The organism is Pseudomonas sp. PS01303 (assembly GCF_029959385.1).
GTDB lineage: Bacteria > Pseudomonadota > Gammaproteobacteria > Pseudomonadales > Pseudomonadaceae > Aquipseudomonas > Aquipseudomonas rustica.
Genome location: NZ_JASCPK010000028.1, coordinates 1 through 14,258, shown reverse-complemented (window position 1 = coordinate 14,258; position 14,258 = coordinate 1). Strand labels below are relative to the sequence as shown.

Sequence of the window (14,258 nt, the reverse complement as noted above, 5' to 3'; positions counted from 1 at the left end):
ATCGACTCAGTTAGATCGATACAGGAGCAGGAATATGAGGATGTGGGTCATAGCCCACAATCTCAAAGTCCTCAAACTTGTAATCGTAAATGCTGTCCGGCTTGCGCTTGAACTGCAACTTAGGCAGAGGGCGCGGATCACGAGTCAGTTGCAGGTTAACTTGCTCAATATGATTCAAGTAAATATGCGCATCACCCATTGTAACTACAACCTCGCCAACTCCCAAATCGCACTGCTGCGCCAACATATGAGTTAAAAAACTAACCCCTGCTAGGTTATAGGGATTTCCGAGCAATAAGTCTGACGACCGAATGTATAGATGCGCCGACAACTTATTGTTGGCTACATAGAACTGATAGAGCAAATGGCATGGTGGCAATGCCATCTTCCCATTCCGGGCATTCTCTTGTGGACTCACCGATTCATCAGGAAGGTACTCGACGTTCCATCCATGGAAGAGAATCCGACGACTGTTTGGGTTAGTCTTGAGCGTATGAACGACGTAGTCGATTTGATTGATGGCCTTGCCGTCCTGGGTAGGCCAGGCCGTCCACTGCTTGCCGTAGATCGGGCCGAGGTCACCGTCTTCAGTTGCCCACTCATCCCAGATGCTGACACCATGCTCCTTCAGCCATTTGGTATTCGTGTCACCATTCAGGAACCAGATCATCTCGTTGATGATGCTCTTGAAATGCAGCTTCTTGGTGGTGAGGAGCGGGAAGCCATCCTCCAGGTTGTGGCGGAACTGGCGACCGAAGACACTCAGCGTGCCGGTGCCGGTGCGATCGCCTTTCTCGACGCCATTCTCTAGCACGTCGGCCAGCAAATCGTGGTACATCTTCATTTCGGTTCCTCAAGGTTCGCGCTGACCAAATCCAGTGCGTCACGCAATTTCAAAATTTCAGTATCTTGCTCTTTGATCTTCTGACGCAGCTCATCTGCGAGCTGGAGGTAGTAGTCCCTAGACTCGCGGACAGTGTCCAATCTCTTGTCGAGCGTGGCACAAGAGTTCTCAGAATCCTGATACCTATTGAACCAATAAAGCACTTCCAATCGACTCTTTTCAAGGCGTTGCATCAGAATCGTCTTGGGATCCTGCTTCTTCTCAGCCTTGACCCTCTGAGCGAGCACTGCAATGCGGCGGTTGTCCTTGATCGCCTCAAGCCGCTGCGCCGGGAAGTCGCGCTGTCGGATAGTGTTGCGATGAATGCCTGTGATGCGGCTCAGCTCCGCCATCGTCGGCTTCAGTTTCGGATCAGAGGCAATCTGCATAAGCCCCTGAGCCAGCAGCTCAGTGTTCCGGTCGTAGTCGAGCTTATTCTTGGCATCAAACGCCTGGACTGTCATACCTCGACCTCCTCACCCAGATGCTCCAACACACCCTTGGCTTCCTCCATCGCCGCTCGCAACTCCTCCTCAGAGCCTGCTGAGTTCGGAGAGCTCAAGGCCAAGCTGTTCTGCACATAGATCTCCCGCCATTTAGGAGCGTGAGCCTTGGTGACCACGGCGTTTTTGCACCGATTCGGATTGCAACGCAGCGATCCGATGCAGGGCAGAGACTCGTCAAATACCTCACGTTGACCGCCATAACAGAAGCCTTGTCCCACGTTGATGATCGCCATGCGCTTCTTGGCCATCTGGGCGATGATTTGCTCTTTGGTGTAGCCAGCCGCCATGTACCCGCTGAACACCTTTTTCATCCGCGCCTTGTGGCTCTCCGCATTGGGGCCGGCGTAGTTTCCGTAGGGATCGCAGTAGCTCTGGATGTACTCCTCCTCTGCCATTTGCGTCGGCGTCTTGCTAGATGAACGCCCACCCTTGGACAAGATCTCAGCGATCGCTCCGTACCCAAGCGTCACCGCACTGAACGCCTTGTTCTGGCCAGCACCACCGATAAGGTCACCGAAGTGCTTTAGCTGGTGAGAGATGAATGGGAGCCCAAGCTCAGCCCTGGCCATCTGGTAAGCCAGGGTGTGTCGCAACGTGTAAGGCGAGAATTCCAGCGACTCGAACTCCTCGTCCGTCAGAATATCCTCGAAGAAAGCTCTGAACTGGTGAGTGATTCCAAGCGAGGACATTGAGTTTGGTTCGGCGTCCTGCGCGACAGTATCCACATTGGAGAACAGGTAAGGATTCTGCTTTACCTTAGCGATGAGGCAAGCGGCACGGATGGCGTCACGCACAATCGGAATCGCGATCCACTTGTCGTCGAACAGCTTGGCCAAGCCTTGGCGATGCTTGATCACGTTGCTGATCAGCAACCAGTAGTCGCTCTCTTGCTCCATGCACGACTCGACTAGGATCTCGGAGAGCTCTGAGGGCCGCATGCCGGTGTACTGCGCCACGAGATAGCAGGCACTGTACGAGACGAAATTGATGTACCTACGGAAATCATCGTCCAGTTTGGAATCTGAGAGCTTGAGTAACGTTTCGGTCGCCTTAAAATCATGTCGACCAGAGCCAGATTGGAACGTAGATGGAATGCAGCCAAAAGCTGCGGACAGTGCATTCGCCATCGCACCGGAGTCATAGCCTTTTCTCCGCAGCCTCAGCGCTACGTACAACTCGAAATTGTAACGCGACAGCTCTTGAGCGTTGGCTAACGAGTAGCCGCTAGCGTTTTGGCGGGTAAGGGCAACCAGGTCATCCACAGGCTCCCCCAGAGTGCTTAGGAAGTCGACCACTGCGAACGACGCCTCGCGAGAAGCCTTCTCGAACACATCGTTCGGCAGAATACGGTATGTGCGCTCAGAATCAGGGACGTGCTTGAGTACCTTGGCCCAGGCGAGCGATTCCAGCTGAACGTAAGGCAGTGGCTCTTCGAAAATCTGCTCCTCGAAAAATGGCGACCTGACCAAGGTAAAGAACTTCTTGAGATCAGGGCCAAAGGCGTAGGGATGAATGAGCGCTGCCTCCCGGTACATACCCGCATCAAAGTACGTCAGACCATGGTGTCCAACCTCGAAGAACTCATCCGTCATCAGCTGGCGCGCCTGCCCCGACATCGTATCCAGGAAGCTCAATCCAGCCTTCATGCATGAAATGGCGGTGTTGGCTTTGATGTTCCTTGGCGAGGCAAACGAGCGCGTTGCCGCTGGCATCTTCAGCCAGCAATACAGGGCCACCTTGACCTCCAAGACCGCCGACTGGTTGAGCAATGGGTACGAGTCAAAATTGAGCCGTAGCTTGGCTCCTTGGACATTCCTGGCGGCGTTCGGATGATCGTCATTGAAGTCCCAGACGGCGTCGCCCAAGACGGATGTCTTACTGACAGGCAACGCCATCAGCGCCTGGTACCAAGAGAGTGCTTCCAGCGACACAGGAGTCGGATCGGCGATGTTTCTGCGCAACTCAAGCAGCAGGGTGTGAGCAGTTGTACGCCACTGTTTGTACGCAGCGAGTTCAGGGATCAGAGCATGGTTCATAGCGTTACTCCCTCGGTCAAAACACTGACCTGCAGGTTTTCAGAGAGGCGCTCAGCCTTGGTCAGCTCTTCTGCGGAAAAGTCCGATGTCTCAGGATCTAGAAGGTTGTTTAGCACATCAAGGTTGTCCAGGATGACGGCTCCGTAGGGCGTATCGAGCACCCGGTTGACTTCAATCATCCTTTGGTAGTCACGCCGCATGGCGAAGAGCTCCGGCAGGTGCGATACCGTGATGATGCTGTTGCTGCATGAAAGGCACATGTTGAACAGCGTGCAGGGCTTGCTGGGGTCATAGCTTGCCAACGCCTTGATGAAAGCAGGTGGGTCAAAAACGTTCATGCATGTGGCAAGGCCAGAACGCAGTGGCATCGCCTCGGGCGTGGGCTCGATAGTCTTGGTCGGGATCAGCTTCGGAGCCTCCTCTAACGTGTCTTGCTGCATTTCATGGAGAACCTTATTCAGCATTCGGCGCGCCATGGGGTTGAAGTCCATCTGATCCAGATAGGCCATGGTGGTGCTTAGGCTCTTATGCCCCAGGAGAACCTGGATCTCACGTGGAGAGACGCCGCGCTCGATCAGTTCGCTTACGAAGCTAGGTCGGAAACGTGACGGTGAGAGCTTGAGAGGATTACCATCTTCGTCAAGCAGCCCGTGATCCTGAGAGAACTTGTCCAGGGTCTTATTGAGCTGGTTGCCACCTGAGTTCTCAAAGGAATCTACAACCCCGTATTTCCTGGGAGAGCTTGAGCGGTAAATGAAGAGCTTGTTCTGGGCTTCGACAGGCGCACTCAAGCGAATCTCACGGGTCAGGTGCTTCACATCGTCAAAGATTTTCTTGACCACACGGCCTTGAGAGGTGGTCAGCCAAGAGATCTCCGCATGGAAGATATCTAGATGAAGCATCTTCGCGCCTTCAGAACGCTCTTTCCAATACAGCAAGCAAGGCCGATCCGTTAAGTCATGGCGCTCAATGAAATCATCCAGCTCCAGTCCCAGCAGCGAGTCAGCATTCATCCCGGTAACTTGGGCAAGCCGAGCGATGTACGGCGCAATGACTCGACCATCAACCTGATACTGCACGCCCCAGCTTTTATAAACCTCGAAGATCGAAATTGGCGAAGCCGAGATAATCGACATAAACGCCCGTTGATAAAGGTCGTTTTTATCTACGGATTCGAAGTTTAGGGGCTTGCAGTTGAGTTTGTTCTCAAAAATCCACCGTGCGTTATCCAGAGTGTTAAAGCCTCGGCGTACTCTTCCGTCAGCGTTCAGCGGATCTTCCCCTACCTGGCTTGGAACGTAAGCCTGGGCCAAGCGATTGGTTTCATCAATTTCTTGCTCAATGACCTGCGAAATACGGTTTCGGACAGCCTGGGGATAAGGCTTGTACTGGTCAGTTTCACGCTCAGCATCGAAGCCTGTAGCTGCGACGTAGCTGCTCAGCCCGAGACCCTCGATTTGGACTGCGCGCGCCATCATTTTCCGAGCAGAGCTCATCATCGAACTGCTGTGGCTGGTCGACAGCGAACGCTCCAAGATCTTTTCCTGGAGATATCCCCTGAACTTGGGGAGGGAATACGGGGTTACGAGCTCCCTAATGTCCTCCAAGCCTGTGTAGTTGGCATCCTTGAGATAGGCTCGGAAGTTTTTGAAAGCCTCAATGAAATTCGACTGCCCTGACGCACTACTGCTCTTCATTGATGAAGCACTGAAGAGGTGCAGCAGGTGCTGGAAGGGGCGCTCCGGTTCCGGGCTTACGAGGTCGGACAGGCGATGGATGCGGACTGAGCGCAAAGCGTTGAAGCCGTCTCGCAATGACTCAGTCTTTTCGACTACCGTCTTCGAGGCGATACGCTGCTCGACGGTTTGATAGTTAGGGTCAAGAACACCAAGCTTGCGAAGATCATCGAGAATCTCCTCAAACGTGATCCGCACCAGTTCGAAGCTCGCCCTGGCTGATTTGAAGCCAGCCAATTCAGGAATCTCGCTCATGAAGCCACGATCCCTGATGGTATTGGCAGCCACTGGAATCGCCAGCTTCTCCTCCATAGACATGCCTTCGTACCAGGCAAGCAGCCTACGGCGCCAATCGCAGGCGCCAGACGGATGGCCAGGTACGATAATTCCTTCGGCGCGCATCGCCTCGAAGATCGGCTCAAAGCTTGAGACGCGCTTTGAGATCGTACCTGGGTTCAGATTAGTCTGTTCGATGAGGTATTTAGGAGCCACCGCCAACTCGTCCCCCCTGCTCAGACATACCTTCAGCAACGACTCCCGATCATCAGTGGCGCGGGCCACAAATGACTCAATGACGGCGTCTGCCTGAGCGCTAGTCAACCGACTCATTTCATATCTCCCGCATCAATTTTCAGGCGCGTCTGCTGGGAAAGCTCAGCCATCTCGCCTGCTTTCGTCTTGGTTTCAGTTCCGGGGCGTACGAGCTTCTGGTAGAGGTCGTAGGGGATCTGGGTATAGGTTTCCGACGTGCTGAGGCGCGAGTGACCAAGCGTCTTCTGCACGCTCACTAGCCGGTCAAGGTAATCACTACCAATGTCTGGCGTTCTCAACAGGGCATAAGCATTCCCGTGCCTCAACTTGTGGGGAGAGATCATCCTGTCGATTTTCAGCAGGTTCAGCGCTCGCTCGGATGTGCGCTCCAAGAGCTTGGAGATCGAGCGAGGGGTGTACTCACCCCCTTCCGCATTCAGGAAAGCAGGGGTGTTCTCAGCCCCCTTGAATTGACGCTTAGTCATTTTGTACAGCGGCGAAGCATGGTACTTCTTGATGCGCAGCAGCGTGGCGCGGCTGACCAACGTCTGGCGGGGCTTAAATGAGTCCGCAGGGCCTTTGCTTCCATCAATATGCAGCGGGCAGTAGTCCGCGTTTACCGGTTCTGAAACACCAGGCGAGATGAACAACGTGTCCTGGAATCGAAGGGCATCATCAATGGCCTTGAGGGTCACTCGCGGGACTTCTGAGCGGCGCACGCCTGCGTCGTACATGAACTGGAGCAAGCAGCGCTCACGCTCACTCTGCGTAGCCAGGATGAGCTCTCTGAGATCATTCAGGGAACAAGCCACTACCAAGCTCTTGTTGGGACGGGGGGACAGGTAGCCGGCAGTGTAGGGGTTAGGCGCGGTACGAGGCGCGGGTGCGTCGTCCACTCCCCGGCATAGAGAATCATTGAAAAACGCCATCAAAGACGAATCCCGGTTGCGCACCGTCTTCTTGGAAAGCTCCTCGTCCTCGCGCAGGTGAGCGAAGTACTCCTCGATCACGTGGGTGCGGATTTCCAAGAACGCCGAGTCACGCTCGCAATCACGAAACTCACGGCGGTTCGTCAGGTACTCGCAGGTGTACCCAAGGTTGCGACCATAGGTGATGGCCGTCTGCTGGGATATATAGGCTTTCTGAAGCGCGTGGGATAGGTAACCCGAAATCAAAGGCATGAGGCGCTCATCATCATCAAAGACGGCTGTCCCTGTGACGTTCACGGCTTCCTGAATTGGGGATTCTTCGGATGAGTCGTCCCGCCTGGTTGGGGACTCTCTGAAATCTAGGGGGGCGCCCCTAACTGCGATGACCTTCACGGCTTCCTCTCTCTTCAAAGCGGCCCGTACTATACACAATGTGCATTTCGTATTGGGGCACAATAAATGAGCTTGGAAGGTAAAGCCTTACTACGCAGCCATTGCGTAATGTGCGGTTTCGTCGAGGGGGTATAATAGCCCCAGATCGTTGGAGCGGATGTAGAGGGTCAGGGAGATTTCCTTGGTCTCGACATTCGGGTGGAACTGGTACAGCAGGTGGCATGGCGGCAGGGCCATTTCATCGAGCTGAGCGACGTTCCAGCCGTGGAACAGAATGCGACGACTGCCCGGATCCTTGATGATCGTGTCGACGCACTGGCGCACCTGATCGATGGCTTTGTACAGCACCACGTAGGCCTGGCCGTCTTCTTCGCCCTGAGCGATCTGCTTGTAGCCGTTGCTCAAGGTTTGTTCGATGGCGGCGCTGTTGCTCAGCGGGATCTGCTTGTACGCCGGCCATTTGCGCCATTGCACGCCGTAGATTTCGCCGAGGTCGTCGTCGCCCTGCCGGAACGGGTTGGCCAGCCACTGCGCGTTTTCGTTGGCGTTCTGATCCCAGACCTTGCAGCCCAACGCACGGAATTCGGCGGCGTTGTTCACGCCACGAAGAAACCCGCACATCTCGCCGATGGCCGATTTGAAGGCCATTTTGCGCGTGGTAATCGCCGGAAAACCTTCCTGCAGATCGAAACGCAGCATCGCACCCGGGAAGCTGATGGTGTTGATGCCGGTGCGGTTGGCTTGCTTGGTGCCGTTCTGAATGACGTGCGAGACCAGTTCGAGATATTGCTTCATGAGTTACCTGTGTCCTTTGAGCCCCGGCGTCGCGCGCCGGGGTTCGTAGTTTAAGCCGTCGGCGCGAGCGGTGCTGCCGGTGCGCGACGATAGGCCAGCCAGATCAGGAACAGCCCGCCGACGATCATCGGCACGCAGAGCACCTGGCCCATGGTCAGCCAGTTCCAGGCCAAGTAGCCGAGTTGCGCATCCGGTACGCGAACGAATTCGACGATGAACCGGAAGATGCCGTAGAACAGCGCGAACATGCCGGAAACGGCCATGGTCGGACGCGGCTTGCGCGAGAAAATCCACAGGATCAGGAACAGCGCCACGCCTTCGAGCGCGAACTGATACAGCTGCGACGGGTGACGCGGCAGTTGCGCCGGGTCGCTGAATGGCGGGAAGACCATGGCCCACGGTACGTCGGTGGCTTTGCCCCACAACTCGGCGTTGATGAAGTTACCGATGCGCCCGGCGCCCAGACCGATCGGCACCATTGGCGCGACGAAGTCCATCAACTGGAAGAACGACTTGCCGTTGCGCTTGCCGAACCACAACGCGGCCAGCATCACCCCGATGAAGCCGCCGTGGAACGACATGCCGCCCTTCCACACTTCGAAAATCAGCGTCGGGTTGGCCAGATAGGCGCTCAGATCGTAGAACAGCACATAGCCCAGACGTCCGCCGACGATCACGCCCATCGACATCCAGAAGACCATGTCGGAGAGTTTCTCCTTGGTCCAGGTCGGGTCGAAACGGTTGAGCCGGCGCGACGCCAGCAGCCACGCACCGCCGATGCCGATCAGGTACATCAGACCGTACCAGTGGATTTTCAGCGGACCGATGGCCAGGGCCACCGGGTCGATCTGCGGGTAAGGCAGCATTGCGACTCCTCGTTAGAGTTGAAACCAAAATTCCCGGGCGACGCTGCCACCTCAGGATTAAGCCAGGATTGCGACGCGGTTAAAGCAGGAAGCTCAAACCCACGCTGAACAGCAAAGCGGCGAACAGCCGTTTCAGCAGGCGCGGCGACAATCGGTGCGCCAATCGCGCGCCGATGCGGGCGAAAACCATGCTGGTCAGGGCGATGCCCAACAACGCCGGCAAATACACAAAACCGAGACTATGCGGCGGCAACAACGGATCGTGCCACCCCAGAATCATGAAACTTAAAGCACTGACCAAAGCGATCGGCAGACCGCAGGCCGATGACGTCGCCACCGCTTGCTGCATCGGCACACTGCGCCAGGTCAGGAACGGCACGGTCAGCGATCCGCCGCCAACGCCAAAAATCGCCGAGGCCCAACCGATCACACTGCCGGCCACGGTCAGACCGAATTTGCCCGGCACGGTTCGACTGGCCTTGGGTTTGACGTCCAGCGCCAACTGCACCGAGATCACCAACGCGAACACGCCGATGATCTTTTGCAGGTGCGGCCCGGAAATCGCCTCGGCCGTCATTGCACCAAAACCGGCGCCAAGCAGGATGCCCACGGCCATCCACATGAAGATCGGCCAACGTACTGCGCCTCGACGATGATGCTCACGCACGGCGTTGACCGAGGTGAAAATAATCGTCGCCAGCGACGTGCCGACTGCCAGATGCGTGAGGATCGACTGGTCGAAGCCCTGCAAGGTAAAACTGAACACCAGCACCGGGACAATAATGATCCCGCCGCCTACCCCGAACAGCCCGGCCAACACGCCGGCACAGGCGCCCAGCGCCAGATAGAGCAGAAATTCCATGTCCCTCTCCCAGACGCATCCCGAAAACCGGAGCGGCATGGTAACGGATGCATGGCCTTCGGCTCCACTTACGATGGATGCACGGGCGCTGGATGCGTAGAGTGAGCAAAAAACACACAAGGATCACCTTATGTGCCTGATTGTTTTCGCCTGGCGCCCGGGCCATGCCCAGCCGCTGATCGTCGCGGCCAACCGTGACGAATTCTACGCCCGACCGAGCCTGCCGCTGGCGCCATGGCCCGAAGCGCCGCACGTGCACGCGGGGCGCGATCTTGAGGCTGGGGGCACCTGGCTGGGGATTGGCGCTAATGGGCGCTTTGCGGCGCTGACCAATATTCGTGATCCGCAGCAGCCGCCGGCGCGCAAATCGCGAGGGGAACTGGTGGCGCGGTTTCTGACCGGTGATCTGTCGATTGATGATTATTTGATCGATGTGGTTGGGCGTTCGACGGAATACGCCGGGTTTAACCTGCTGCTCGGCAACAGCCATGAGTTGTGGCATTTCAATGCGCGGCTGTCGGAGCCGGTGATGCTGGCGGCTGGCGTCTATGGGTTATCCAATGCCGGGCTGGATACGCCGTGGCCGAAGTTGCTCAAGGCCAAGGCTGCGTTGAGTGCAGTGCTGGATGATCCGACGCCTGAGCGGTTGTTGGGGTTGTTGAGTGATGCGCAGACTGCGCCGTCGGCTGAACTGCCGGATACCGGGGTGGGGATGGCGACGGAGACTTTGTTGTCGAGTGTGTTTATTGCCAGCCAGAGTTATGGGACGCGGGCGAGTACGGCGTTGGTGGTGCAGGCGGATGGGACGCGGCGGATGATCGAGCGGAGTTTTGGGCCGTATGGCGGGCATCTTGGGGAAGTTGAGGTTTGTGTCTAAGAGCTGACCCTCACCCCAGCCCTCTCCCGGAGGGAGAGGGGGCCGACCGAGGTGTCTTGGGCCATACATCGACCAGAAAGACCGAGTTGATTATGGATTCAACACAGAACTTTCAGGTCGGCGTATCTCTGCAGCATCCCCCAATCAGTCCCCTCTCCCTACGGGAGAGGGTTAGGGTGAGGGGCTTTTGATCTTCAGAGGGCCTTGACGACCGCCGGCGGATTCATCTTCGACAACCCAAGGTTTTTCAGCGCCAATTGCAGCGAGCTGTGGATAACTTGCGGGTTGTCGATGGTCATCAGCTCAGCCAAGAGATCCTTGGCCTTGCTCAGATTCACCTGACGCAACATCCACTTCACCTTCGGCAAGTTGGTGGCGTTCATCGACAAACTATCGAAGCCCATCGCCATCAACAGCACCGCCGCCGCCGGATCACCGGCCATCTCGCCGCAGATACTCACCGGTTTGCCTTCCGCATGCGCATCACGCACCACCGTTTGCAGGGCTTGCAACACCGCCGGGTGCAGGTAGTCGTAGAGATCGGCCACACGCGGGTTGTTGCGGTCAACCGCCAGCAAATACTGGGTCAAGTCGTTGGAGCCAACCGAGAGGAAGTCGACCATCCGCGCCAGTTCCTTGGTCTGGTACACCGCCGCCGGAATTTCGATCATCACGCCAATCGGCGGCATCGGCACGTCGGTGCCTTCGTCGCGCACTTCGCCCCAGGCCCGATGGATCAGGTGCAGGGCTTCTTCGAGTTCATGGGTGCCGGAGATCATCGGCAGCAGAATCCGCAGGTTGTTCAGGCCTTCGCTGGCCTTGAGCATCGCGCGGGTCTGCACCAGGAAGATTTCCGGGTGGTCGAGGGTGACGCGGATGCCGCGCCAGCCGAGGAACGGGTTGTCTTCCTTGATCGGGAAATACGACAGCGACTTGTCACCGCCGATGTCGAGGCTGCGCATGGTCACCGGTTGCGGGTGGAACGCGGCGAGTTGCTCGCGGTAGATCGCCAGTTGTTCCTTCTCGCTCGGGAAGCGCTGGTTGATCATGAACGGCACTTCGGTGCGGTACAGGCCGACACCTTCGGCGCCACGCTTCTGCGCCCGCGCTACATCGGCGAGCAAACCGGTGTTGACCCACAGCGGCATGCGGTGGCCGTCGAGGGTCACGCACGGCAGGTCGCGCAGGGTGTCGAGGCCCAGCGCCAGTTGTTTCTCTTCTTCGACGACTTCGGCGAACTGCTTGCGCAACACTTCGCTCGGGTTGGTGTAAACCTCGCCGCGCGTGCCGTCGACGATCATTTCGATGCCGTCGACCTTGGCGTACGGCAGGTCGACCAGACCCATCACCGTCGGAATGCCCATGGCCCGGGCAAGGATCGCCACGTGGGAGTTACCCGAACCGAGTACCGAGACCAGACCGACCAGCGTGCCTTCCGGCACCTCGCCGAGCATCGCCGGCGTCAGTTCTTCGCTGACCAGAATGGTTTTTTCCGGGTAGACCAGGTTCTGCTGACGCTCTTCCTGCAAATAGGCGAGCAGACGGCGACCGAGGTCTTTGACGTCCGAGGCGCGCTCACGCAGGTAGGCGTCGTCCATCAGTTCGAAACGGTTGACGTGTTCCGTGACCACCTGACGCAGCGCGCCCTGGGCCCACTGGCCGGTCTTGATCACGGTGGTGATTTCGCTGCCCAGCGAGGCATCGTCGAGCATCATCAGGTAGACGTCGAACAGCGCGCGCTCTTCCGGGCGCAACTGCGTCGCGAGTTTGGCGGACAACGCGCGCATGTCGGCGCGCACGCCTTCGATGGCGGTCTTGAACAGCGCCAGCTCAGCGTCGATGTCAGTAATGTTTTTATCGGGCACCACGTCGAGATCGGCCGGCGGCAGCATGACCACCGCAGTACCGACCGCCGCACCCGGTGAACCCGGCACGCCGACGAACTTGGCTTCCTGAATGCCCTTGCCCTGACGGCCCAAACCACGGATCGAACCGGTGGCCTCGGCGTGGGCGATTACGCCGGCGAGCTGCGCGCTCATGGTCACGAGGAAGGCTTCTTCACCTTCGTCGAACTGGCGGCGTTCTTTTTGCTGGATGACCAACACGCCGACGACGCGGCGGTGGTGAATGATCGGTGCACCGAGGAACGAGGCGTAACGCTCTTCACCGGTTTCGGCGAAGTAGCGGTAGCGCGGGTGAACAGACGCGTTTTCGAGGTTCAGGGGTTCTTCACGCGTGCCGACCAGACCGACCAGACCTTCGTTGGGTGCCATGCTGACCTTGCCGATCGAGCGCTTGTTCAAGCCCTCGGTGGCCATCAGGACGAAGCGGTTGGTCTCGGGATCAAGCAGGTAGACCGAGCAGACCTGGCTGCCCATGGCCTCTTTGACGCGCAACACAATAATCCCCAACGCCGCCTTGAGATCCTTGGCGGAGTTAACTTCCTGGACGATCTTGCGCAGCGTATTGAGCATGGCTCGGGGTCGAACTCCGTCGTCAGTCGCGCGCTAAAAGGCGCGGGGCAAGCTCTTTGAGGGCGCGGCGATACACCTCGCGCTTGAATGTCACCACCTGGCCCAACGGATACCAATAGCTGACCCAGCGCCAGCCATCGAACTCCGGTTTACCGGTCAAATCCATCCGCACCCGCTGCTCGTTGGAGATCAGGCGCAGGAGAAACCATTTCTGTTTCTGGCCGATGCACAGCGGTTGGCTGTGGGTGCGCACCAGACGTTGCGGCAAACGATAGCGCAACCAGCCCCGAGTACAGGCCAGTATTTCAACATCTTCACGTTCCAGGCCAACTTCTTCGTTCAGCTCGCGGTACAAGGCGTCTTCCGGCGTCTCTTCAGGGTTGATTCCCCCTTGCGGAAACTGCCAGGCATCTTGATTGATACGGCGAGCCCATAGCACCTGGCCGGCGTCATTCGTCAGAATGATCCCGACATTGGGGCGGAAACCATCGGGGTCGATCACGGGCACAACCTCGCAAACGCATGTCGCCGCATTGTTCCACAAAGGTTGATGAGGCGGCAACGAAGCTTCCTACCTTATGTGCACTCTTGTGAAAAGACCGTATTCTTGTCGCCTTTTTACAGACTTATCAGCGGGTAACTGCAATGCGCCTGGCTCTATTCGATTTGGACAACACCCTTCTGGGCGGCGACAGCGATCACGCCTGGGGCGACTATCTGTGTGAACGCGGCTTCCTCGATCCGATTGCGTACAAAGCGCGCAACGACGAGTTCTATCAGGATTACCTGGCCGGCAAACTGGATAACGCCGCATACCTGAACTTCTGCCTGGAGATCCTCGGCCGCACCGACATGGCCGTGCTCGAGCAATGGCACAGCGATTACATGCGCGACTGCATCGAACCGATCGTCCTGCCGCAAGCGCTGGAACTGCTGAAAAAGCACCGTGATGCTGGCGATAAGCTGGTGATCATCACTGCGACCAACCGTTTCGTCACCGCGCCAATTGCTGTGCGTCTGGGCGTTGAAACCCTGATCGCCACCGAATGTGAAATGGTTGATGGCCGTTACAGCGGGCGCAGCACTGATATTCCGTGCTTCCGTGAAGGCAAGGTGACACGCCTGAATCGTTGGCTGGAAGAGACCGGGTATTCGCTGGAGGGCAGCTATTTCTATAGCGATTCGATGAATGATTTGCCGTTGCTGGAGCAGGTGGCGCATCCGGTGGCTGTTGATCCGGATCCGAATCTGCGGGCTGAGGCCGAGAAGCGTGGTTGGCCGGTGATATCTCTGCGCGGCTGATATCGCCTTCGCGGGCAAGCCTTGCTCCTACAGGGATCAACACCGCCCTTGTAGGAGCAAGGCTTGCC

Annotated in this window: 12 protein-coding genes; 2 read left to right on the top strand and 10 right to left on the bottom strand. The window is 57.5% G+C overall.

The annotated features are described in order from the left end of the window. Positions 1–10: 10 nt before the first annotated feature. The 8 genes from QMX93_RS11090 to QMX93_RS11055 form a co-directional block, all read right to left on the bottom strand. Complete coding sequence (locus QMX93_RS11090; RefSeq protein WP_020190342.1) at positions 11–844, bottom strand: thymidylate synthase; 834 nt, start codon at positions 842–844, stop codon at positions 11–13. Next, complete coding sequence (locus tag QMX93_RS11085; protein WP_020190341.1) at positions 841–1,347, bottom strand: hypothetical protein; 507 nt, start codon at positions 1,345–1,347, stop codon at positions 841–843. The genes QMX93_RS11090 and QMX93_RS11085 overlap by 4 nt, the downstream gene beginning before the upstream one ends. Then, a complete protein-coding gene (locus tag QMX93_RS11080; RefSeq protein WP_282355679.1) occupies positions 1,344–3,425 on the bottom strand; it encodes a tyrosine-type recombinase/integrase in 2,082 nt (693 codons plus the stop codon). The genes QMX93_RS11085 and QMX93_RS11080 overlap by 4 nt, the downstream gene beginning before the upstream one ends. Next, positions 3,422–5,770, bottom strand: coding sequence for a site-specific integrase (locus tag QMX93_RS11075; protein WP_020190339.1), 2,349 nt, complete (start codon positions 5,768–5,770; stop codon positions 3,422–3,424). The genes QMX93_RS11080 and QMX93_RS11075 overlap by 4 nt, the downstream gene beginning before the upstream one ends. Then, positions 5,767–6,873, bottom strand: coding sequence for a tyrosine-type recombinase/integrase (locus QMX93_RS11070; RefSeq protein WP_169775904.1), 1,107 nt, complete (start codon positions 6,871–6,873; stop codon positions 5,767–5,769). The genes QMX93_RS11075 and QMX93_RS11070 overlap by 4 nt, the downstream gene beginning before the upstream one ends. A gap of 231 nt (positions 6,874–7,104) precedes the next feature. Beyond that, entirely contained in the window at positions 7,105–7,809 is a 705-nt protein-coding gene (thyA, locus tag QMX93_RS11065; RefSeq protein ID WP_282355677.1) for a thymidylate synthase, read from the bottom strand. A gap of 50 nt (positions 7,810–7,859) precedes the next feature. Next, positions 7,860–8,675: a prolipoprotein diacylglyceryl transferase gene (lgt, locus tag QMX93_RS11060; protein ID WP_007913003.1), complete on the bottom strand. Its 816-nt coding sequence runs from the start codon at positions 8,673–8,675 to the stop codon at positions 7,860–7,862. Between the two features lie 79 nt (positions 8,676–8,754). Further along, complete coding sequence (locus QMX93_RS11055) at positions 8,755–9,537, bottom strand: sulfite exporter TauE/SafE family protein (RefSeq protein WP_282355676.1); 783 nt, start codon at positions 9,535–9,537, stop codon at positions 8,755–8,757. Between the two features lie 130 nt (positions 9,538–9,667). On the opposite strand from QMX93_RS11055, the gene QMX93_RS11050 reads away from it, so the two are divergent. Further along, positions 9,668–10,414, top strand: a complete 747-nt coding sequence (locus QMX93_RS11050; protein ID WP_282355673.1) for an NRDE family protein — start codon at positions 9,668–9,670, stop codon at positions 10,412–10,414. A gap of 194 nt (positions 10,415–10,608) precedes the next feature. Here the strand turns inward: QMX93_RS11050 and ptsP are convergent, their stop codons facing one another. Together ptsP and QMX93_RS11040 are read right to left on the bottom strand one after the other, a co-directional pair. Beyond that, positions 10,609–12,888 carry a phosphoenolpyruvate--protein phosphotransferase gene (ptsP, locus tag QMX93_RS11045; RefSeq protein WP_159811911.1) on the bottom strand — a complete coding sequence of 760 codons (2,280 nt, stop codon included), beginning with the start codon at positions 12,886–12,888 and terminating at the stop codon, positions 10,609–10,611. Positions 12,889–12,910: 22 nt separating this feature from the next. Continuing rightward, entirely contained in the window at positions 12,911–13,390 is a 480-nt protein-coding gene (locus QMX93_RS11040; protein WP_003229203.1) for an RNA pyrophosphohydrolase, read from the bottom strand. A gap of 143 nt (positions 13,391–13,533) precedes the next feature. Between QMX93_RS11040 and QMX93_RS11035 the strand changes: the two genes are divergently transcribed. Beyond that, on the top strand, positions 13,534–14,190 hold the full coding sequence (locus tag QMX93_RS11035; protein ID WP_282355670.1) for an HAD family hydrolase: 657 nt from the start codon (positions 13,534–13,536) through the stop codon (positions 14,188–14,190). Positions 14,191–14,258: the final 68 nt, after the last annotated feature.

Coding starts and splice junctions, on each gene's coding strand:
- thyA (WP_282355677.1), bottom strand. CDS start 7,809: ATGAAGCAATATCTCGAACTGGTCTCGCACGTCATTCAGAACGGCACC.
- QMX93_RS11085 (WP_020190341.1), bottom strand. CDS start 1,347: ATGACAGTCCAGGCGTTTGATGCCAAGAATAAGCTCGACTACGACCGG.
- QMX93_RS11055 (WP_282355676.1), bottom strand. CDS start 9,537: ATGGAATTTCTGCTCTATCTGGCGCTGGGCGCCTGTGCCGGCGTGTTG.
- lgt (WP_007913003.1), bottom strand. CDS start 8,675: ATGCTGCCTTACCCGCAGATCGACCCGGTGGCCCTGGCCATCGGTCCG.
- QMX93_RS11075 (WP_020190339.1), bottom strand. CDS start 5,770: ATGAGTCGGTTGACTAGCGCTCAGGCAGACGCCGTCATTGAGTCATTT.
- QMX93_RS11090 (WP_020190342.1), bottom strand. CDS start 844: ATGAAGATGTACCACGATTTGCTGGCCGACGTGCTAGAGAATGGCGTC.
- QMX93_RS11080 (WP_282355679.1), bottom strand. CDS start 3,425: ATGAACCATGCTCTGATCCCTGAACTCGCTGCGTACAAACAGTGGCGT.
- QMX93_RS11035 (WP_282355670.1), top strand. CDS start 13,534: ATGCGCCTGGCTCTATTCGATTTGGACAACACCCTTCTGGGCGGCGAC.
- QMX93_RS11070 (WP_169775904.1), bottom strand. CDS start 6,873: ATGCCTTTGATTTCGGGTTACCTATCCCACGCGCTTCAGAAAGCCTAT.
- ptsP (WP_159811911.1), bottom strand. CDS start 12,888: ATGCTCAATACGCTGCGCAAGATCGTCCAGGAAGTTAACTCCGCCAAG.
- QMX93_RS11050 (WP_282355673.1), top strand. CDS start 9,668: ATGTGCCTGATTGTTTTCGCCTGGCGCCCGGGCCATGCCCAGCCGCTG.